The sequence below is a fragment of the Paenibacillus sp. FSL R7-0273 genome (assembly GCF_000758625.1).
Taxonomy (GTDB): domain Bacteria; phylum Bacillota; class Bacilli; order Paenibacillales; family Paenibacillaceae; genus Paenibacillus_AQ.
This window is the reverse complement of sequence record NZ_CP009283.1, coordinates 3,930,682-3,952,420: the sequence shown is the minus strand read 5'-3', so window position 1 is coordinate 3,952,420 and position 21,739 is coordinate 3,930,682. Positions and strand designations below refer to the sequence as shown.

The window sequence follows — 21,739 nt, the reverse complement described above, 5'->3', positions numbered from 1 at the left end:
AAAAGATAGCTTGCATATCTAAACCGATCGGTATATACTAACACAAACGGTATAGAAAGTGAGGAAATTTAAATGACTAACTTAACTCCCCCATTCACTCGTGAAACGGCAATTCAAAAAACCCGTATGGCAGAAGACAGCTGGAATAGCCGGGATCCCCAGCGCGTCTCACTTGTATATACTGAGGATTGTTATTGGAGAAACCGGAGTGATTTTATAACAGGCCGTCAAGAAATTGTCTCTTTACTGACTAGAAAATGGGCCAAGGAGCTGGACTACCGGCTTATCAAGGAACTATGGTCATTTACGGATAACCGTATTGCTGTAAGATTCGCATATGAATGGCATGATGACAGCGGCAATTGGTTCAGATCGTATGGGAACGAGAATTGGGAATTTGCTGATGACGGCTTGATGAAACGCAGATTTGCTTCGATTAATGACATGCCGATTAAAGAAGAGGAACGTAAATTTCATTGGCCACTCGGCACGCGTCCCGCTGATCATCCAAGCCTAAGCGAGTTGAACCTATGACTCGTACTGTTTTTGAAAAATCTGATGTAACGGCTCTCGTCACTGAGGTATTTCGTGAATTAGGCTATGAGGGTGCGTCCATGAGTAAAATAACAGCCCGGACCCGTCTATCTAAAGGAAGCTTGTATCATTTCTTCCCCGGAGGAAAAGATCAGATGGCTGCTGAAATTCTGGCTCATATTGATCAGTGGTTTATCAGTAATATTTTTGAACCGCTCGAAAAGCATGAACCCAAGACAGCCATCGATCATATGTGGCAAGAGGTCGATACTTATTTTCAGTCGGGACAGCGTATATGTCTTATTGGTGCATTTGCTTTAGATGAAACAAGAGACCGGTTCGCTGCTGTTATTCGGCAGTATTTTATAAGATGGATTGACGCATTAAGTGCGGCATTAGTTCGAACAGGCGTCTCCCAAGAATCCGCTGACCAAATTTCAGAGGAAACCATTGCTGGTATTCAGGGGGGATTAATTCTGAGCAGAGCACTTCATGATGAATCCTTTTTTGAACGTACGTTGGCAAACCTTGCACAGCGAATCTCGAAAATAATAGAAGCTTAAGCAGTGGTGCTATCTGACAGAAGAATATTGTCTTTTCTACGTTCGTCAGTGACTTTATAAGGAGGTTCAAAATCATGAGTAATTTTGTCGTGGATCAATTGGGATTTGTTCGCCGTCAGACCGTTGATTATGTGCGGAGCATAAGTGATGCTGACGCGGAAATCATTCCGGCAGGATTAAAAAACAATATAATATGGAATCTAGGCCACATGTATGTTGTATTTGAGAAGTTTGCTTTCCAGCTTACCGGGGAAGAAACGAATGATCCTGCTAATTTTAGCAAGCTGTTTAGTCCGGGAACCAAACCTTCTGACTGGGATATAGAGCCGCCAACAAAGTCTCAAATCATTAACTTGTTAACCGAACAAATGGAAAGGGTTGAATCGGTGCTTTCAAGCAATTTGAAAGAGGAAATCAATCCTCATTACAAGTCGTCTACAGGGAATACCTATTCAACGGTAGAACAGTTACTGGGTTTTCTAATTTACCATGAAGCCATGCACTTTGCGACGATTAAGAATATCAAGAGCATAATTAACAATAGTTGATGCTTTTCTGAAAGCCTTTATTGGCTAGCCCATTCAAATATGCAATAATAATGGCATTGAGTCCTCATAGTTAAACCAGGAGGTGCAACAGCATTTGATAAGGGCATTGCTAATTGACGATGAGAGACTGGCTATTGTAAAGCTGGAATTTATGCTTAAAGAAATAACGTCGGTAAATGTTGTAGGGAGCTTTACTGATCCGGTGCATGCCGTAGAGGCTGCCCCGCAGTTAAAGCCTGATGTCATTTTTTTGGACATTGAAATGCCTGAGCTTAACGGTATGATGGTAGCGGAGCTGCTTCAGCGCCATTGTCCCAAGGCTATGATTGTTTTTTTGACCGCCTACAATACCTATGCTGTAGAAGCCTTTGAGCTTAATGCATTAGATTATGTACTGAAGCCCGTCAACCGGAGCAGGTTACAGATGACACTGCAACGCCTTGAGGAACGTCTTGCCTCCCTCTCCTTATTGAATCCTGTTGAAAATACAGTAGTTTACTGTTTTCAATCCCTCCGCTTTGAACGCGGTGGCCATGTGCTTCCCAATTTCCGGTGGCGCACTGCGAAGGCTCAGGAGCTGTTTGCTTATTTGTTGCATAACCGTAACCGTTTTGTTCACAGAGATGCCCTTATTGAACTGTTATGGCCTGACACTCCTGCCAAAAAAGCTTCTACGCTTTTTTACACTACCATTTATCAGATAAGGCAGTGCCTCAAGCAAGGTGAAATTGATCTGCAGATAAGTAATGTAAGTGCCGGTGAAGGATATATGCTTGAGGCCGGGGACTTGCATGTGGACGTTGATGACTGGGAAAGCGGAATTCAGCGCCTGTCCTACATTCATTCCAGCAATATTCTGGAGCATCACCGGTTATTCGAGCTTTACATAGGAGACTATTTGGGGGATTATGACTATTTATGGGCTGAGAGCGAGCGGCAGCGTCTTCGGACCATTTGGCTTCATCATGCCATAAGCATCGCTGAATTTTACATTGCCTGCAACAAACCGGCGGAAGCAGTAACGGTCTATCAGCGTATTGTGGCTATGCAGCCGTATTTCGAGCAGGCGCATTTCGGGCTTATGAAAGTCTATGAGAGTATTGGCGACCGGGCAAGTGTGGAGAGCCAGTATAACCAGCTGTCAGACCTCCTTTGGAAGGAACTCGGAATTGAGCCTCCGGGAGAAATAACAAAATGGTTCAGGGACTGGAAGCATAATAATTCCAGGCCTGTCCCCCATGCCAAAAAGACCGCGGCTTCATTATAATGAAGCCGCGGTCTTTTTTTATGTCATGTTATCTTTTGGATTCTTTATAAATTCTGGAAAGCATGATGCCCAAGAGGATCAATCCTATTCCTGTAACATAGATCAGGAATGGAGACTCTTCTCCTGTTTGAGGAAGCTTATTCGGCATGCTGTCCTGTTTGGTTGGTGCGTTCTGAGCAGGTTCATCTACAGCACCTTTCGGCACCTCATCTACCAGGACTTCAATTTCAATTTCCTGATCCTCCCCCTTGTCACTAATGATAATAGTGAACTTGTCTTTGCCGGTAAAGTCTGGATCAGGTGTATATCTCCATTTGCCGTCAGGTGTAATTACGACAGTTCCATGCCCGGGCTCAGAACCGATGCTTGGAATTCCACCGAGCGGGATCTCCCCTTCTACCGGAATTTCCTCCAGTGTATTGGCTGGCGTAGGTTTAGGAATAGGCGGATTGCTTACTGCGGGTGCCGTTGTTGGTGCCGATGTTGGTACAGTTCCAGGAGTAACGGAAGGTGTTGCCTCCGGACTGGCTGACGGACTAGCTGACGGACTAGCTGACGGACCCGGTGTAACCACTGTTCCTGGTACAACTGGAGTAATTGGAGTCGGCGTTGGTATGAACGGTACAAATGGCGTCGATGTTGGTTCTGCTGTCGCCGTCGGAGCAGGCGTTGGCGTCGCCGTTGGCACAGGTGTCGGTGTTGCTGTTGGTACAGGCGTTGCCGTCGCTGTCGGCACAGGTGTCGGTGTTGCTATTGGCACAGGTGTCGGTGTTGCTATTGGCACAGGTGTCGGTGTTGCTGTTGGTACAGGCGTTGCCGTCGCTGTCGGCACAGGTGTCGGTGTTGCTGTTGGCACAGGTGTCGGTGTTGCCGTCGGTACAGGAGTTGGCGTTGCCGTTGGCACAGGTGTTGGCGTTGCCGTTGGCACAGGTGTTGGCGTTGCCGTTGGCACAGGTGTTGGCGTTGCCGTTGGCACAGGTGTTGGCGTTGCCGTTGGCACAGGTGTTGGCGTTGCTGAAGTTTTGTTTGTAATCTGCAGCTCTATTCCGGCAGCTGAATTAATAGTTACCGGATGAGGATTCTGATCTAACAGATATCCCGCCGGCGCCGTTTTTTCAATTACCATGTATTTGCCGCTAAGTAATTTTGTAAATATAAGCTTACCGTCTGCATCTGTTATGCCTTCGTTAATCCATATTTGCTCATCTCCGGCAACGCGGAACAAGTCAAAAGCAGCTCCATTGAGTCTTTTCGAGTGATTATCCGCATCGATTTTTTCAATGCTGAGTGATCCTCTTACACCGCTTCCGGTGCCTGATCCGCTGGAAAGCTTAACTATGATTTCAGCGGTGCTGTCTTTGGTAACTTCCTTCACATTTTTACCTTCAAGGTCAATCCGGTTACTAACCTTTTCATTGTTTTGTGCAGTGATAACGGACTGATATTGAAGAATGTAGGCTTCCGAAATTTCTTTCAGGAATTTGATCTGGAAGCTTTCCCTGCCCTCACTGTCTTTCAAGAAGGTCAGTGTATAATCGGTTCCTCGGACTAATTCCTCACTGGACGGTGTTACTGTGCCGTTGCCGGCAACATTTGTCTTAAAGAGGTGGAAGGAATTGGTGAGCAGGATTTGATTATCACTAGGGATATCGGTAATTACAGCGTCCTTCACAAGGGACTGGTTACGGTTGATTTGGATGGTCCAGTCCATCTTATTCCCGTTTTGTGCGCCTGATTTGGCAATGTACTCGCCTCCGTTAGGGATGCTTACAGAAGCATTTAAGTCAGCGGATTCCCTGACCGAGCCATCATACAGCACAGCCGTATTATCGATTTGCTTCAAATCAATTACCTGATCGGCAAAAGACGTCTTAAAAGTAACGTAGAATGCATAATTAATCTCCTGATTAAAGCTTATCTCCAGCTTTGAACCGTTTAACGCTACCTTGTATGCAGCTTCGTTGATGTTCACGTCCGCTTCCGGGTTTCCGTTTGCCCCGTAGGTCCATTTGAACACCTTTACTGAATCCAGATCTACTACCTGGCCGGTGCTGATCGTATCTATCAGCTTGGCGTTTTTCAGGGTCTTCATATTATAATTGGCCCCGACATTCCAGGTGATTTTTTTGGCAGATGCATCATATGAGCCGTTCTTGACCCCGTTATTCTTTACTTCATCTCTGGGATTGAATGTAGCAGATGCTGTTTTGGTGCGCGGGGAAGTCTCCCCTGTCTCTGTCCACTCCAGAGCGGCTGTGTTTATAAATCTGTCTTTACCCGATACCAGCCAATCGTAATTAAACTGTGTGGTGTAGGTAATTACATATGGTTCTGTGACCGGAGCTTTAAATTGAACCGTGAAGCCGTCATTGGCGGCTGCAGGGTCATGGCCGTTGTAATCCACCTCATACTGGGCTGGGGTTCCTCCTCCCGATGGCTTTATGGAAAGGGTTCCCGGAACCAGCTTGAGCCCTGCATTAACAAAGCTGTCTGTTATTTTCAGATTATTCATGGTTTTAGCATCTTTGTTAATTGTAATCGTCCACTTCACCGTTTTATTCAGATAATCCACATTGCTGTAGCCCTTGGTTAAAATTTGCTGTGTAATATCTTTATAGGCAGAATCCGTATGTTCATTGAAGCTTACTTCATTAGTGATCCTGCTATTCTCAAATACACGTCCCGATGCTTTCGTTTTGTATTCAATACGGTATGCCGACTGAATGTCATCCTTAAATTTAAGTTCAAATTGAAACTTATTATCTGCTGTTGAGCTGACAACGGTATATTTACTTTCCGGGAGCGGCTGGCTGTCTTTTATCCCTTTCCCGTCATCCCCAATCGTCACCGGATATACCTTGAGTGTGTCCGGAAGGAGTTCCTGGTTAAGGCCAACCGTATCCTTAAGCACGGCTTCGTTTGCCTTGACAAACTTCTGGTTGTAGTTAAACTCGATGGCCCAGGAAATAGTCTGGGTTGCAGAATCATAATCTATTACTTCTTTATTAAGCGGCTTGCCCCGGCCAACGGATACGGTAGCCTTGGACTCTTTGGATAACCCGTCGTCTCCGCTAAAAATCGCCGTGTTCTCATAGCTTGCTGCATCTTCACCGCTGGCCGTAATATCAGTAATAAATTCTACGCGATAGGCCTGGGTAATCGGATTCTGCTTGAATTTTAATTCAAGCTGTGACTTTGTGGAACCGGAAGCATCATAGCTGTTAGCTGCTACAGCAGCTCCTGGTGTAACGGTTCCGTCCAGATTCACTCCGAGCTCGCGGACGACGATGGAGCTTGTATCCAGTTCCAAACCAGGTGGTATCGCATCAGAGACAGAAGCACCGCTTACACGATCCAGAGATTTATTTACATCAATCGTCCAGCCGATTTGTGTGGGATTGTAGAACTGTGGCAAGGGATTGCCTTTCTTCTCCACAGTTGAACTGACGTTCGGTTTGAACTGAAGCTCAATAACCTGCGTGCCTCCGCGTACCGGGAACTCTACAAGCTGCTTCGTAGATCCGCTGATTTTTTTGGAGCTAAGCAGAGAACGGACAGTAAACGTTCCTCTTACCTGATCATATTGCTCTATAAATTCATTAAACGTAAAGCTCACATGATTATTGTCCTTATTGACATGATAAGTGCCGACCTCTTCCCCTTCAAACAGAAGCGCTCCATCTAAGTCGTTGTAGAGCTCAAAGGGCCGGGGTAAATCAAATTCAAAGGTAGAGCCTGCCTTATATCCATGTCCGTCACCCAAAGACCAGGTATAGTTTAACTCGGAATAGGAATCGAGCTGATACACATTTCCGGAGACAGTCTCTGAATACTGATCATCTGTGTACACGGACAGGGTTACGCTGGTAATCAGATTTTCCTTAATGCTGGCGGGCTCTGCGTAAGCGCGCTCGTTGACGGCTCCAAAGCTGGCAGTCCACTGGGTGACTATCAGAATTAGAACAAGCCAGAGATTAATCTTTTTCATTTTCATTGATGAAAACTTCCTCCTTTTTTGTGATTATTCGGGTTTACGGCGTTGCCCATCAATAAGCAACTTCTAACAGAACTGCGTTGACAGCAGTATAAGTTACTGTAAACTTGACATATGAACAATATCTGAACAGCCTTGGATAAACCCGTTTAGACAAAAAAAGATTCTATTATTTAGAAGTGAGAGTGACATGCCAAAAATAAAATCTACATTCCCATATTATTTAAAAGCTGCTGCGATATTTGTTTTATTTTTGACACTGCTGCTGTGCTGCCGCTGGGGCTGGTCACTGATCAACAGCACACCCAATGCTCCGCTGGTTGAACAAGGAATTCTGGACTTGCGCAGCTGGGATATACAGCAGTCTCATTCCATACCTTTAGAGGGCGAATGGGAATTCTATCCCGGGCAGCTGCTTTCATATTCCGGCTATACCGGCCCGGCTCCCGGCTATATTATGGTTCCTGGCGACTGGGGCAGCAGTCTGATGGCTGACAATAATACACCTTCCTTCGGATACGGGACATACAGGCTGCGAATACTTGTGGACCCGCAGGCGGAATCGGATTACGGGTTTTGGATTCAGCGTATTCAATCGTCCTCAGAGATCGAAATTAACGGAAAGCTTGCAGCAGTCTTTGGAACAATTGCGGCTGAAGCAGAGCTTTTTAGGCCCTCAACCCGCTCCTATACAGCTAGCTATAATGGCGGTAGTGCTGGTCAAATTGAGCTTCTTGTGAGGGCGGCCAATTACAGTCACCCGCTATCAGGCGGAATTGTAAAAAATATCCGTTTCGGTTCGCATGAAGCGGTTGAGAAGGAACGCTCTTTGTCGATCGGGCTCCAGCTGGTTACTTCCATGATTTTGCTGCTGCATATTCTCTATGCGGGCACTCTGTATTTTTTCAAGCGAAATGAAAAAGCACTGCCTGTATTTATATTGCTTTTGGCGGCGGTCTCATTGTCCATTGTGTCCGGTCATGACTCCTTATTGCTGCAATGGCTGCCGCTTGATGATAATTGGGCTCTAAAAGTTAAAGCTCTGGCCTATTTGTTCATCCCCTTTTTAATGCTTCTGCTGATCCGCCAGCTTACGGAGCTGAAGGACCGGCCCAAAGCATTTCTGATCCTTACTTACGGGGTTAGCCTGACTGCCCTGATGTTACTATTGGCACCTCCAGTTCTCATGTACCACGGCCTCACAGCCGGATTCTTTATAGTGCTTTATCTGGTTCCCTTTTTATGGCTTTTTGGGATTACCGCAAGCCTGGTTATGCGCGGATATAAACATTCGTTCGTTCTTCTTTTTACCGCCGCCGCTGTTTTCTCGGGCTTAATCTGGGGATGGATTCACATTAGCAGAAAGGATTCCGGAATCTATTATCCGTTTGATTTGATAATGGCGCTTATTGGCTTTACTTCCTTCTGGTTCAAAAAGTACTTTCAAAATGCCAAGGACAACGCCGACTTATACCGTAAACTTAGCGAATCCGATAAACGGAAGGATGAATTCCTGGCAAACACAGCGCATGAGCTGCGCACACCTCTACACGGAATAATAAATTTGGCTCAATCCGTATTTAACAGTGAAAGCCGCAGTGAACAGCAGCAGCTTCAAAAGAATATGGAACAGCTGATTTTGACCAGCAGGCGTATGTCCTTCATTGTAAATAGTCTGTTAGACCTTTCGCGTATCCGGGATCACAGGCTTGTCCTGCATCAGAGGCCGCTGTCCATTCATACTGCAGTGGCCGGGGTAGCTGATATGATGCAATTTTTAATGAAGGATAAGCCCATTTCTTTATCGATAACCGTTCCAGAGGGCCTTCCATTTGTTCTGGCAGACGAAAAGCGGATGGTACAGATATTGTTTAATCTTTTGCGGGGCGCTGTCACCTTCACTGAGAAGGGGACAATCTCCATAACGGCAAGGAATACAGAGCAGCATATTCTAGTTGAGATCCGCTTTACCGGTCAGACAATTGCTGCTGCAGAGCTGGATAGAATGGATTCGGTTTATGAAATAGACGGCGAGGACGGCGCAGGAACAGGTCTTGGGTTAACCATTAGCCGCCACTTGGTGGAGATGCACGGAGGGATATTTCAGATAAGCTTCATTCCGGGGGAAGGAAGCATCTTCAGCTTTACAATACCTGCGGCCGGAAGCTTTCCGGACATGCCCGTTGACCTGAATGATCCGGATATTCAAGACACGGCATACAGTCCTGTTACAGTCCAGGAAAATACCGGCGGCAGCAGCCCCCAAAATCATGAGCGTCTGCTCCATGAACGCAAGCTCAACATTATCGCAGTGGACGATGACCCTGTTAATTTAAAGGTCCTCGGCAGCATTCTGCCTTCTGGCCAATTTCATGTAACGATGGCCGGCAGCGGATTGGAAGCATTGGAGCTGCTAACGAACTCCCCCGTCGATTGGGACCTGCTGGTAGCAGATGTTATGATGCCGCATATGACAGGGTACGAATTAACACGCAGGGTACGGGAACGGTATTCACATTCAGAGCTTCCTATTCTGCTATTGACGGCCCGGGATCAGATTGAGGACGTATATGCCGGCTTCTCCGCCGGAGCTAACGATTATGTAGCTAAGCCTGCTAACGCAATAGAATTACAGTACCGGGTATGGGCACTGGCAACACTTAAACGTTCTGTACATGAACGGCTTAGAATAGAAGCAGCTTATTTGCAGGCCCGGATCCGCCCGGAATTTATCATCAGCACACTTAACGCCATTACAGCGCTAAGTGTCACCGATATTGAGCAAATGCGTGATCTGAGCGAGGCCTTTACTACTTATCTGCGGATAAGCTTCAATACGGTTAACTCTGACCAGTGGGTAAGCCTTCAGGATGAGCTTGAGTTAATCCGTGCCTATCTCCATGTGGAGAATGCGCTGCTGCCTGAGCCGATTGCCATAACATGGGAGGTGGAGGCAGAGATAGGACGCAGTGTTCCTCCTCTCATCCTCCAGCCTTTTGTTGAAAATGCTGTGAATCACGGATTTTCCGGACGCCGCGGCCAGAAGCTGCTTATACGAATTGTGGATCAGCCGGTTTCAACTTTGTTCCAAGTAAAGGATAACGGGACCGGCATGGAAGAGGTACAGATCCGTGAGTTATTGGACCCCTCCCGCCCTTCCGGCGTTGCAGCGGGTCTATCCAACACCAACCGGCGGCTGCTTCAGCGTTATGGACGGGGATTGACAATCACCAGCGTTGCCGGTGAAGGCACGTCAGTATCCTTTGAAATTCCACACTGATGAGGCTCTTATCAATAGATGATTCTTATATGGACAGCAATATGAAGGGAAATTAAACGAGGTTATAGAAGGGCTTTTAAATGATGAATAGAGAATCCGCCAAATACTATATGCGTTATGTTGTTCTAATCCTTATCTTTCTGCTGCTTTTAATCAGTCTTCAACGGTTGTGGCAGACAAGATTTATTTCACCGGAGCAATCCAGAGCCGAGCAAGGCGTAATTGATTTTCGGGGCTGGGACTTTAATAACTCTCATTCACTCCTGCTGGACGGAGAATGGGAGTTCTTTCCTAATAAATGGCTGACCCTTAACGATATACAGAACGGTACAGATATTAATCCCGGTCAAACGATTCAGGTTCCCGGTAATTGGGAGCAGGAAATCGGTTCATCGTTCGGTTATGGCACCTACATGCTGCGCATTCTGATTGACCAGCCGCTGGAGCAGCCCTACAGCTTCTGGTTCCATCAGATTCAAGCCGCCTCAGAGGTTGAAATCAACGGAAAAACCCTCTATACCATGGGACAACCCTCTGCTATAAAAGAGCATTACAAACCGGAGTCGGTTCCTTTTACAGTAAGCTATGATGCATTAAATGAGCATGAGCTTATTGTGGTGATACGTGCTGCCAATATGGATCATGGATCGAAATCGGGGATCTCCTACTCGATTCGTTTTGGTGCTGAAGACTCTATTGACAGAGAACGCAGATATTCAATAGGCCTTCAATTCGGCACTATTGTTATTTTTATGCTGCATGCGGTCTATTCCGCAATATTATTCGTGATGTCCCGGCAGAAAACACTGCTGGTGTTTATGTTTCTGCTCCTTTGCACGGCCTTGTCCGTTGCAGCAGACAATGATGTAATCTTGTCAAGCTGGGTGCCTATCAATTATACATGGGGCATTAAAATCAAGCTGTTGTCTTACTTATGGCTAGTCTTTGCCAGTCTGCTGCTAACCTACAGATTTAATAATGGGTCAAAGCCTGCAGGCAAGCCTTTAAGGCTGTATCTGTTGGTACTGTCTGTATATAGCCTTTACATACTGGCTTTTCCAATTAAAGATGTGCTGCTGTACGCTCATTGGATTTTCGGGGTGTTATATAATCTTCCGGCTGTCTGGATGTTTGTTTTATACGCAAAAATGATATACCAGAGAAAAAAGGATACCGGTTTTCTCTTGTTTTCCGCGAGCGCGATTATATCAGGAGTCATATGGGGCGCTCTGGTTAACAACGGTGAAAAAAATCTTCCTTTTTACCCGGGTGACATTCTTGCGTCCATTATAGGGTTTACAGCCTATTGGCTGAAGCAATTTTTCCGTAAATCAAATGAGAACCTGGAGCTTACGCTGCAGCTGATGGAAGACAACCGGCAAAAGGACCAGTTTCTGGTTCAGACCTCACAAGTACTGAAACAGCCGCTGGATCATATACTGCAGATCGCCCGCTCCCAAACTGTTCTGGTTGAACACTCAACAGACTCTTCTGCCAAAGCGAATATCGGACTGCTGGTCCTGATAGGAAACCGGATGTCTCTTCTGCTTGATGACCTGCTTGACGCGCCATTACTTGCAGAGCAGGACATTCAGCTTCAATATAAGAAGCTGGATCTCCGAAAAACCGTTTTGGATGTCATAGACATGCTTCGCTACCTGGTTGAAGGAAAACCGCTGAATATTAGAGTGCATATTTCTGAAGCCGTTCCGTATGTCTATGCCGACGAGAAAAGGCTATTTCAAATTATGTATAACTTAATGCATAATGCCATTAAATACACCGAACAGGGAGACATTACTGTAGAAGCCTTTTCTGCGGGCGGGATGGTTAAGGTTAGTATTACCGATACGGGGATTGGAATGGATAAGGCAACCCTTGCACGCATCTTTCAACCTTATGAACAGGGCTCTCAGAGTACAGAAGGCGGGATAGGCTTAGGCCTAAGCATCAGCAGACGATTGGTTCAGCTGCATCAAAGCGACTTAGCCGTCCATTCAAAATTAAACGAAGGCTCGACCTTTTATTTCACTCTGCCTACAGTTTCTAATACGGGTTATAAACCAGGAAAAACAGCAGCCTACAATGCGCCCGAAGCCATATTACCCATTGACCGCAGAGGGCCGAGCGAGGACAAGAAACAGACCGTTAAGAAGGACACAAATGCACCTTTGCTTCATGATCATGACGGCAGCAGTCCCCGCATACTGATTATCACTGATGATCCCGTTAACCAGAAGGTTGTAGCCAATATTCTCGCTGAAGAGAATTACAGAATGACTGCGGTCTCCAGCGTCCATGAAGCCCTTGCTCTGCTCCGCTCCCTTTCCTGGGATTTGTTAATAGCGGATGTAAAAATGTCTCCGATACCCGGTGATAACCTCACCAGTCTGGTCAGACAACATTTCAATGTCACGGAGCTGCCTATTCTGCTCCTGATTTCCAATATGGCTTTGGACGGGGCGTATAAGCAATTCTTACAGGGAGCCAATGACTATGTAATCAAGCCTATTGAAGGTCTGGAGCTAAAGTACAGAGTACAGACTTTAATTGCGTTAAAACAATCTATTGATCAAAGCCTGCACATGGAAACCGCCTATTTGCAGGCTCAAATTAAACCGCATTTCTTATTTAATGCCATTAACTCCATTATGGCGCTAAGCGAGTTTGATATGGAGCAAATGCGCAAGGTTGCTGGTGCGTTTTCAGATTATTTAAGGTATAGTGTTGATTTTATCAATTCCAGTCAGCTGGTTGATCTGCAAAGTGAACTCTCACTGGTGAAGGCTTACCTTTTTATTGAGAAGGTGCGCTTTGAGGACAGATTAACCGTTATTTGGGATATTGCCCCGGAGCTTCAGTTCATGCTGCCTCCTCTGTCCGTTCAGCCTCTGGTCGAGAATGCCGTAAGGCACGGATTACTGAGCCGTGCAAGGGGCGGAGAACTGGTTATACGCATCTCTCAGGAAGAGACCGCCGCATGTATAGAGATCATTGATAACGGGAAGGGAATGACTGAAGCGGAAATTGAAACCATTCTTAGCCACCCCCAAGACGGCAATGGAGGTATTGGTCTAAGGAATACCAACCGCCGGTTGTTCCAGCGGTATGGTCATGGACTTCGCATTCAGAGTGAACCGGGTGAAGGCACAAAGGTCTCCTTTTCAATCCCCCTTAACGCTTGACGTTCAGTAGGCTGTCCGTCTGTCAAACCGGCTTCCACCATGCCGGAGTCAGTTGAACGAATTCAGCACGGGTGATAGCATGATGTTCAATTATAACAGGGAGAGCTTGCTCCAAGGCATTTTCCGGATTTATTCTTTTTGCACGAGGTATTCTTTCAATTCCAACAAATCATTTGGAATTTTCCAATTACAATAGGCTATACGCTGCTTAGTATCTTCCTCATTATAACGGTATACCTCTACACCCATAAGCAAAGTCAAATATATGTTATACATATACAATCGAATTCTGTCATTACGGGTGAACGTGAAAGGCTTGCCGGATACCAGGCTGTAATTTTCCATAAAGGTTTGGCTTTTCAGTACATCGCCGCATATGGTTGCACTAGAGATAAATTCGGCATAGGGATCACCAAAAAACGCACGCTCATGGTCAATAATGGCGTCAATATAATAGTTCCCATCTTTTTCCGCCAGCATAATATTTTTACTCCACATGTCAAAGTTCACAAGAGCAGGCACTGTGATTTCATTAAGAATCACCCACAGAGGTTCAAATGCACTTAGGATGGCATCATAGGGAAGGTCCAGGCCCTGCTCTCGCCCATCCTGTATCATTGTATTCATCATCCCTTTAAATGCCGAGCTCCAATCCGGAAATTGAAACTTCTTATCTTCTTTTATATAGCCGAAAAAATCGCCTTTCACATTGTGTATCGCGGCCGTATACCCCGCAAGTTCAGCGATTAGTTTCTCCTTGTTTCCGGGCGTTATTTGTTCGTCCAGTTTCATCCAATTGCTTCCCTGAAGCTTCTCCATAAAGCAATAATCGAAATCTACTAAGGATTTACTGAAATCTTGGGTGATAATCCTGGGAACGGGAACAATGGTATCTTCTAAAAGGCTATATACAAGTACTTCTGCGCGCATGATATCCTGCTCATATGACAGTACGTATTTAGACGATTGCACCCCTGTTTTCAGTACTAATTCTTTGTACCCGTGTACACCTTGCCCGGCAAAAGATAAAACATATATGGCATTAAACCAGCCTTCTGTCAATTCTGTAATATTATCGATCACAATATCCTTCCCGAAATGTTCCTGGACAATCATCTCGATCGTTTGCCGTGACAGAATACTTTTTGTATTACTGATCATGTTAAATTCTCTCCTTTGTATTTGCATTCTGCCGCTTCAGGATTAGCTGTAAAAAAAAGATTGCCATTAAGAACGTGATTCCATCTGAAACTAAATAGGTAAACCATATGCCCCGTAATTCAAATATCCAAGACAAGATATACAATGCCGGCACTGAAATCAGCACTATACTCATCATTGGAAGTGCGAAAGCAAACAAAGCTTTTCCGGTAGATTGAAAATAGGCAGCCGTAATGGTTAGAGCTCCCATGAAAGGAAACGACAAAGCGATGGACTGCAAAGCTCGTATGCCGATTGAAACAATTTGTTCTTCACGAATAAAAATATAGATCAATTCTCTCGGTATAAGGATGCAAATTAGCATAATGACCAGACCGTATAGTATGGTGGCTAAAATGGACAGACGTATGGCCTCCTGGACCCTTTTGTTTAATCCGGCGGCGTAATTGAAACCAATAATAGGCTGTAAGCCCTGTACAATCCCGCTAACGGGCATAACTAAAAAAGATCTCAGCCGGCTAACGATACCAAAAGCACTTATTGCCTCTGGACCACCTAACGCTCCAAGTCTGTGATTAATCGCAATTAAAAAAATACTGTTACCTATTTGAGACAGCAGTGCGGGAGAGCCGATACTAAGAATCTCTCCCATGAGTGCCGGCTTTACCCGAAAATGGCGCCGGTTTACCGGAAAAGCATGCTTTTTGGATAGAAAATAGTAATACATACATAAACCCATGGACACCATTTGCGAGATTACAGTAGCCAGCGCAGCGCCCTCGACCCCCATATGAAAGTAGAAGATAAACAGGGGATCCAGAAGCAGGTTCACGAGTGCAGAAACCGTCCATTGATAAATCGAAAATCGAATATTGCCTTCTGCCCGAATGAGTGAGGAAAAACCGGTCGCTGTTACAGCTCCGATCAGTATGATTTCTGTATATCCTTTTGCATAAGGCATCAAGACATCATCCACTGCCAGAAGCTCTAACAATGGATTAAGCAACAACAAGCCCAGAACGGAGGACACGGACGAAATCATCCAGAAGAACAGTAAAGTATTACCAACCGTTGAGGCTGCCTTCTCTGGATCATTTTTGCCTAATGCTCTGGATACAATGGAAGCCCCGCCTGCCCCCACAGTACTTGCAAAGGAACCGATTATTAACATAATGGGAGCAGATAGTGCAACCGCACCTGCCGCATAAGCACCAACGCCTACTGCAACAAAATAGGTATTGATAAGCGCCTGAAAACTGTATAACATAACAGACATCGTGGTTTGGGAACAAAAGCTAAGCAGTAACCTTGATATGGGGTCCTTTGTTAATTTTTTTGTCTGGCTTGCATCCATGCATAACTCCCTTTCTACTTGTGCACCAAATAAATAATCCTCCTTTTTGAAATTCTCACATTCTGATGTAAGTTCAATTTTATTGATGTTTTATAACGATTTATATATAATTATTGATTAAAAATATCACTTTATTAACGCAATGTTAACGTAGTGTTAAGGGAATGCGGTGAAGCTGATGAAAAATCTTATTATTCCTGTCGATATGGATCTAAACAGCACAATTAAGCTGAATCCGATGTATCCTTTTTTACTTTCCCGGGATGATTTAAGTGAATATGTGGGCGGCTTTGTAAACTGGCATAAGCAATCGGCTATAGAGATTTCTATTGTTTTAGAGGGGAGTATTAACGTGACCGTCCTCGAACGGGAAGAAACAATGGAAGTCGGGGATGGATTCTTAATCCTGCCTGAACGGCTACACACATTAAAGCCGCACAAAGATGCTAAAGTTGTAAAATATTTTACTTTTATCTTTGAACCGTCCTTATTAACCGGATTCAAGGGCAGCTTCTTTGAACATGCCTATTATTTGCCGGCCTTAAGCAAGCAAGAAACCTTTTTCAAATTCAACATTCAAGATAAATGGACACATCCTATCTTTGAGCAAATGAAGTGGGCTTATGACCACGAATCGGAGGGCAGCCCCGCCTTTCAATTAAAGGTACAGCGGATTATACAAGATGTTTGGATCCTTTTATGGAACAATCTATTGTCAAAGGAAGAAGACGGCAGCCGTAAGCATCACAATTCTCGAATTCTAAAAATGATTGAATACCTGCATACGAATTATTCATCGAAGTTCTCTTTAAGTGATATGGCCACACATTGCAATGTAAGCCGAGGAGAATGCTGCCGCTACTTCAAAAAAATGATGCACATGACAATATCCGAGTATGTTATGGAATTCCGGGTTTCCAAAGCAGTTGAACTTCTAAAGTCCACGGATCTCGCTATCTCTGAAATCTCTGAATCAGTGGGGTTCAGTAGCCAGAGTTATTTTATTGAATCTTTCAAAAAAAAGATGAGGCTCAGTCCGCTTGCCTACAGGAAGTTTTTAAAAGAGAACCCCAAGGAGAATAGTTTGAGCCGCTAATTTACATCCCTGTTGTTCCCTTCTTTTCATTTTCTGCTGAATACCTGTTAAAAAAGAAACGAATAATCAGATTGTCGACCCGTAGATTTTAGAAAACAGCATTCGATATGACTGAATAAAGGGCCTGTCTCCATGTTATGAGACAGGCCCTTTATTCTCTTGGATAAGGCTTTCGAAGGCTATTTGTAGCGCCGGTAATTCCAGGGCGATACGGTCCATTCCTGCTGCCTTTTGTATTGATTTTATTTAACTGTTACTTTTAAAAGGGTGCTTTCCGTCATTCCTGCGTCATTACTTAGCTCAACGCGGTACTCATAGACACCTGCCAGTTTGCCCGTTATTGCAGTGTTTGCTGTTTGGGCATTCGGTGTTTTGTCCGTCAGTGTCTGTGTATCAATGAGAACACCGTTTTCGTACAGTTTGTAGGTGGTAGCGTTGGTTCCCCACCACATATTCATTGTGATGGTATAGTCACCGTTCATATCCCAATTGTCGCTGGATAGTACCGGCTTGCCTGGTGAGGCATCCTTTACCGTCACAGTAAGCTTCTGGCTGGTTTTGGTGCCATAGGCATTGATCAGTTCAGCAGTATACGTATAGCTACCGTTGGATTTGCCTGTGACTAGAGTTGAAGCCTTCTGCGCTGCAGGCGAGTTGTCGGTTAGCTTCTTCTCGTCAATCAGCTTTCCGTTCTCATACAGCTTGTAGACCGATCCATTATTGCCATACCACATATTCAAAGTAATGGTATAACTTCCATCCAGAAGGCCGGTATCATGGCCATTGTCACTTGATAGGACAGGGGCTCCCGGAATGTCGGTTGCCTTCACTTCTGCCGGTTCGTTTACAACCCGGATAAGCGGTGCCGGCGGCTCCGTCATTCCCGTTCCCAGATAGAAGCTGGTATGCGGCGGCTGGTTGTACCCGACATTTTGCCAGGCAATGCTCAGACGATACACAGGATCATGCATTAAGGTGCGCAGTCGGGTCTCCGTCAAATCGGTTGTAGTATGGATTTGCAACTCGGAGCTGTCCGCTGATGTCAGGATCAATTCTTCCCGCCAATCCCCAAACAGATCGGCCTGCAAAGAAGGATTGCCCTTGGTATAATTGTTAGTCCGCGTATTCTCCGGCGCATATATCGTAACGGATTGTTCATTTTCGTAATCCCATTTATCGATCTTTGGATAGCCGTAAGGATCTACACCAGGTACAAAGGAATGATCAAATAACTCGCGGAGCAAGTCCCCATCCCACCATATGGCGAAGTTGATAGAAGGGTTCTTCACTGAAATGTGTTCACCTTCTACACTGAAGACCCCGCTGCTCCCTGAAGTTCCATCCCATGAGGCGGAAGCCCAGAGCTCAGTACCGTCATATCTCGGATCAATATCTGCAGCAAGACCACGGCCTACATCGACACCCGGAGTTTCAATTTGCCATAAAACTTCACCGGTTCTGGCATCATGAATTTCATAGCCGGTGCCCCATTCATGAGGCTGGTACACCTCCAGACCTGGACGGTTGGGATTTAAATCGGATACATGTAAGGCATCTCCATGACCCAAGCCGGTTGTGTATAAACCGGTTCCATCGTTATCGATTACACTGGGACCGTAAATAATCTCGTCAAGTCCGTCATCATCGACATCCGCTACAGCCAGGTTATGGTTGCCTTGGCCCTGATATTGCTGTTTTCCTTCATTACTGTCGAATACCCAACGGCTTACAAGCTTACCATCGATGAAGTCGTAAGCAGCCAATACCATACGTGTATAATATCCGCGCGTCATTACAATACTTGGCTTCTCGCCATCCAGATAAGCGACGGCAGCCAGCAATCGGTCAACCCGGTTACCGTAACCATCGCCCCAATCGGCAACCTTGCCTCTTGGCGGCAGGTAATCGGTTGTATCTAGCGCTCTTCCTGTTTCTCCATTAAAGATAGTGAGAAATTCAGGTCCGTCCAGAATATAGCCCCCCGTATTCCGCCAATCTGCATTGGCATCACCAATCACGTTGCCTTCACCGTCAATGGTCCCGTCTGCAGTTTTGAATACAATCTCCGCTTTGCCGTCACCGTCAAAATCGTATACCAGGAAAGGTGAGTAATGTGCCCCTGCACGAATATTGATTCCTGCATCAATTCGCCACATTCTTGTTCCATCCAGCTTATAGGCATCGAAGTACGTATTGGATGTATAACCGGCATGTGCATTATCGCGGCCAATTCCATCCCATTTCACAACAATTTCATATTCACCGTCCCCGTCGAGATCTCCCACACTGGAATCATTCGCGTAATAGGAGTATTTCTCGCCGGCTGGTGTTACTCCGTCTGCGGGCTTATCGAGCTTTACACTTAAATACTGCTGATCCCAAACCTCTGCTACTTCGGATTGCTTGGGACTGCTTCCACCGTTCACTTTGATCTGATACTTGGAACTCCCCGTTCCTTGTGCATCCAGATAGTTGGTAGAGCCGGTAATTGGCGTATTGTTTATTTTCACGCCATCCCGGTATAGATCAAAGCTCACACTGTCCGGATCTGTCCCGAGCATTCTCCAGCCTACGTAGACACCATCCGCCTGTTTTACCGCCACAAGCCCGCGATTCAGATATTCTGCCTGACGATACAATACAGTTACATCCGGTGTTTTGAGTGCTTCTGACAATTCGGAGCCGCCCCCGGCACTAAATGCCTTAACTTTGTAATAATAAGGTATTGTTGTCAAAACGGTTGTATCTGTATAGCTTGTTACATGGCTTCTGCCGATTGGAACAAATTCACCATCCGGAGATTTGGAACGATAGATATAATAAGCGGTTGCACCGGCACTTTCATTCCAGCTCAAAGTAATGTCGTTTTTATTGACTGCATCCGTCTTTAACGCAACAGGCGCTGACGGAACCGGCACACCTGGTGTCACAAAGGAAACCGCGAGATCATTGGTAGGTCCAGTCTCCAGGCCGGTTGCGTTAACAAGCGTTACCCGGTAACTGTACTCCAGTCCCAAATCCACACCCGTGTCTACGTATTCAGTTAATGAGGTAGTGTCTGCCAGCATATACCCGCTGGCTATCCCTCCAAGCCGGTAGACTCTGTAGAGCTCGGCTTCGTCATTTCCTGACCAGGATAGTGTAACGGAAAGTTGCTCAGGCCCGGAGTTTTTCTCAACCATTGTCAGATCCGCCGGTGACAAAACAACCGGCGTAATGATAACCCCGTTTATAACCCCGGTAAAGCCAAAGGTCATTTGTCCGTCTGAAACAGAAACCTTCTCGATTAGCCTCTCGATAACTGCATCTCTTGCACCTCCGACGCCGCCGTAGTTATAGCCTTCAATACTGACTCCTCCGCCTTGTCTTCCGGCAAGGTCGCCGGAATAAACGGATACGTTGTACAAACCGTTCGGCATGTCAACATTGAATTGCCAGGTGCCGCTCAACCAATCTCTGGTCATGTCGCGCAGCGGTTCAGCGGCCCCAACAGCAGCCGGACCCCGGTCTCTCCCCCACAAGCCTGTAGCATCTACTGCTCCGTAACCAACCTCCGGAGTGTAGAGCGAAGCGGGAGTTATTCCGATGTATCCATCCATAACCGGTGTTCCCTCAAGGCCAAGGTCAAATTTCATAGTTTGCTTTGTCGGTTTTTCTTTCGGAAGAATGCTGACATTCACTTCTTTGGATACGCTTTGCCCGCGGATAGTCAGGTTAGCTGTAAGTTTCCCTGTTACGGGCTCACTGTCTGCAGGCGGTTGAATAGCTGTTGCGGTAAGTCCGTCTTCTGTAATCGTTATTTCAGGCATGTTTGATACCCATGTAACCGTTCCGTTATAGCTTGGCAGTTTGGATTGAAGCTTATTAAGCTGCACATCCGTTATGGCTGCCGCCGAGCTTTGAAGGAGTTGATTAAAATAAGACCCGTGAAGCTCAAGGTCAGCAGCTGATATAGCTTGGACCTCCTCACTGCTCAAAGCACGGTCATACACACGGAAGCTCGATATGGCTCCCTCAAATAAAGGATCATTGAAAGGCGCCCGGCCAATGGTGTTTCTCGACTGATTCGATATCTGTTCCAGCGATATTCCGCTGTCCAGCGATTCCCCAGCCTTAACGCCATCAATATAATAGGCAATGGAGTTTGCATCTGCATCAATGACAGAGGTTATGCTGTACCAGCGGTCAGGTTCAAGTCTTACTGTCGATGAGGCTGTTTTTTCTGTCCCGCTATATTTAATAGAGGTTCGCGGAGCCATAGTGTTTGCAAACCAATAGGCTTCAGTACCTGTATTGCCAATGCTCCACAAAAAGTGGTTTTTGGTCAGTATAGCTGAACTCGGTTTAACTTCAATCGATATTGTTGCCGAGCGCTTACCGTTCAGAATATCATTGGGCAGAGATACCCATGTCCCTGAAGGGTTATTGACAGAAGTTCCCACTCCCGAAAAGAGAAGCGCATTATCTTCCCAGACGGCTGCCGCTTCGTTCTGGACTATTGCACTGTATACGGCGTCTTCAACTGTTGCCTTATTCACTACTGTCTTTCCGTCCGATGGTCTCTCAGCGAATGAGTAGTCGGCAATCAAGCCGTCTTGAGGAACGTTAGGCGTATCCGCAGCATAAATGGGTCTGCCGGCTCCTGTGAAGAAACCGCCGGCAAGGATTGTGGCCGATAAGAAAACAGAGAACGCCTTCTTCCCAAGCTTGCCTGCCTGCTTGTATTTTCTTCGTTCTGACATTTCCTAAAACCTCCT

At 45.8% G+C, this 21,739-nt stretch carries 11 protein-coding genes; 7 read left to right on the top strand and 4 right to left on the bottom strand.

Going from position 1 to position 21,739, the window contains the following annotated elements:
- The first annotated feature begins 72 nt into the window (after positions 1–72).
- The 4 genes from R70723_RS16695 to R70723_RS16680 all read left to right on the top strand — a co-directional run bounded on the left by R70723_RS16695 (position 73) and on the right by R70723_RS16680 (position 2,912).
- Positions 73–534 carry a nuclear transport factor 2 family protein gene (locus R70723_RS16695; RefSeq protein WP_039873557.1) on the top strand — a complete coding sequence of 154 codons (462 nt, stop codon included), beginning with the start codon at positions 73–75 and terminating at the stop codon, positions 532–534.
- On the top strand, positions 531–1,097 hold the full coding sequence (locus R70723_RS16690; protein WP_039873555.1) for a TetR/AcrR family transcriptional regulator: 567 nt from the start codon (positions 531–533) through the stop codon (positions 1,095–1,097). The genes R70723_RS16695 and R70723_RS16690 overlap by 4 nt, the downstream gene beginning before the upstream one ends.
- 74 nt (positions 1,098–1,171) lie before the next feature.
- Positions 1,172–1,645 (top strand): DinB family protein, encoded by a 474-nt coding sequence (locus R70723_RS16685; RefSeq protein WP_039873553.1) that lies wholly within the window; start codon positions 1,172–1,174, stop codon positions 1,643–1,645.
- A 94-nt stretch (positions 1,646–1,739) separates the two neighbouring features.
- Positions 1,740–2,912, top strand: a complete 1,173-nt coding sequence (locus R70723_RS16680; protein WP_052421354.1) for a response regulator — start codon at positions 1,740–1,742, stop codon at positions 2,910–2,912.
- A gap of 28 nt (positions 2,913–2,940) precedes the next feature.
- Here R70723_RS16680 and R70723_RS16675 read toward each other — a convergent pair whose 3' ends face one another.
- Positions 2,941–6,906, bottom strand: coding sequence for a collagen binding domain-containing protein (locus R70723_RS16675; RefSeq protein WP_052421353.1), 3,966 nt, complete (start codon positions 6,904–6,906; stop codon positions 2,941–2,943).
- 190 nt (positions 6,907–7,096) lie between these two features.
- On the opposite strand from R70723_RS16675, the gene R70723_RS16670 reads away from it, so the two are divergent.
- Together R70723_RS16670 and R70723_RS16665 are read left to right on the top strand one after the other, a co-directional pair.
- Positions 7,097–10,186, top strand: coding sequence for a hybrid sensor histidine kinase/response regulator (locus R70723_RS16670; RefSeq protein ID WP_039873550.1), 3,090 nt, complete (start codon positions 7,097–7,099; stop codon positions 10,184–10,186).
- Between the two features lie 617 nt (positions 10,187–10,803).
- Positions 10,804–13,371, top strand: coding sequence for a hybrid sensor histidine kinase/response regulator (locus tag R70723_RS16665; protein ID WP_179088000.1), 2,568 nt, complete (start codon positions 10,804–10,806; stop codon positions 13,369–13,371).
- 129 nt (positions 13,372–13,500) lie between these two features.
- Here the strand turns inward: R70723_RS16665 and R70723_RS16660 are convergent, their stop codons facing one another.
- Together R70723_RS16660 and R70723_RS16655 are read right to left on the bottom strand one after the other, a co-directional pair.
- The gene (locus R70723_RS16660) at positions 13,501–14,532 is read right to left on the bottom strand and encodes a phosphotransferase family protein (protein WP_039873547.1); all 1,032 of its coding nucleotides are present in this window, start codon (positions 14,530–14,532) and stop codon (positions 13,501–13,503) included.
- Between the two features lies 1 nt (position 14,533).
- A complete protein-coding gene (locus R70723_RS16655; RefSeq protein ID WP_047171147.1) occupies positions 14,534–15,886 on the bottom strand; it encodes an MATE family efflux transporter in 1,353 nt (450 codons plus the stop codon).
- Between the two features lie 178 nt (positions 15,887–16,064).
- Between R70723_RS16655 and R70723_RS32130 the strand changes: the two genes are divergently transcribed.
- Complete coding sequence (locus tag R70723_RS32130) at positions 16,065–16,982, top strand: helix-turn-helix domain-containing protein (RefSeq protein ID WP_052421352.1); 918 nt, start codon at positions 16,065–16,067, stop codon at positions 16,980–16,982.
- Between the two features lie 242 nt (positions 16,983–17,224).
- On the opposite strand, the gene R70723_RS34270 is transcribed toward R70723_RS32130, so the two are convergent.
- Positions 17,225–21,724: a rhamnogalacturonan lyase family protein gene (locus R70723_RS34270; RefSeq protein ID WP_052421351.1), complete on the bottom strand. Its 4,500-nt coding sequence runs from the start codon at positions 21,722–21,724 to the stop codon at positions 17,225–17,227.
- Positions 21,725–21,739: the final 15 nt, after the last annotated feature.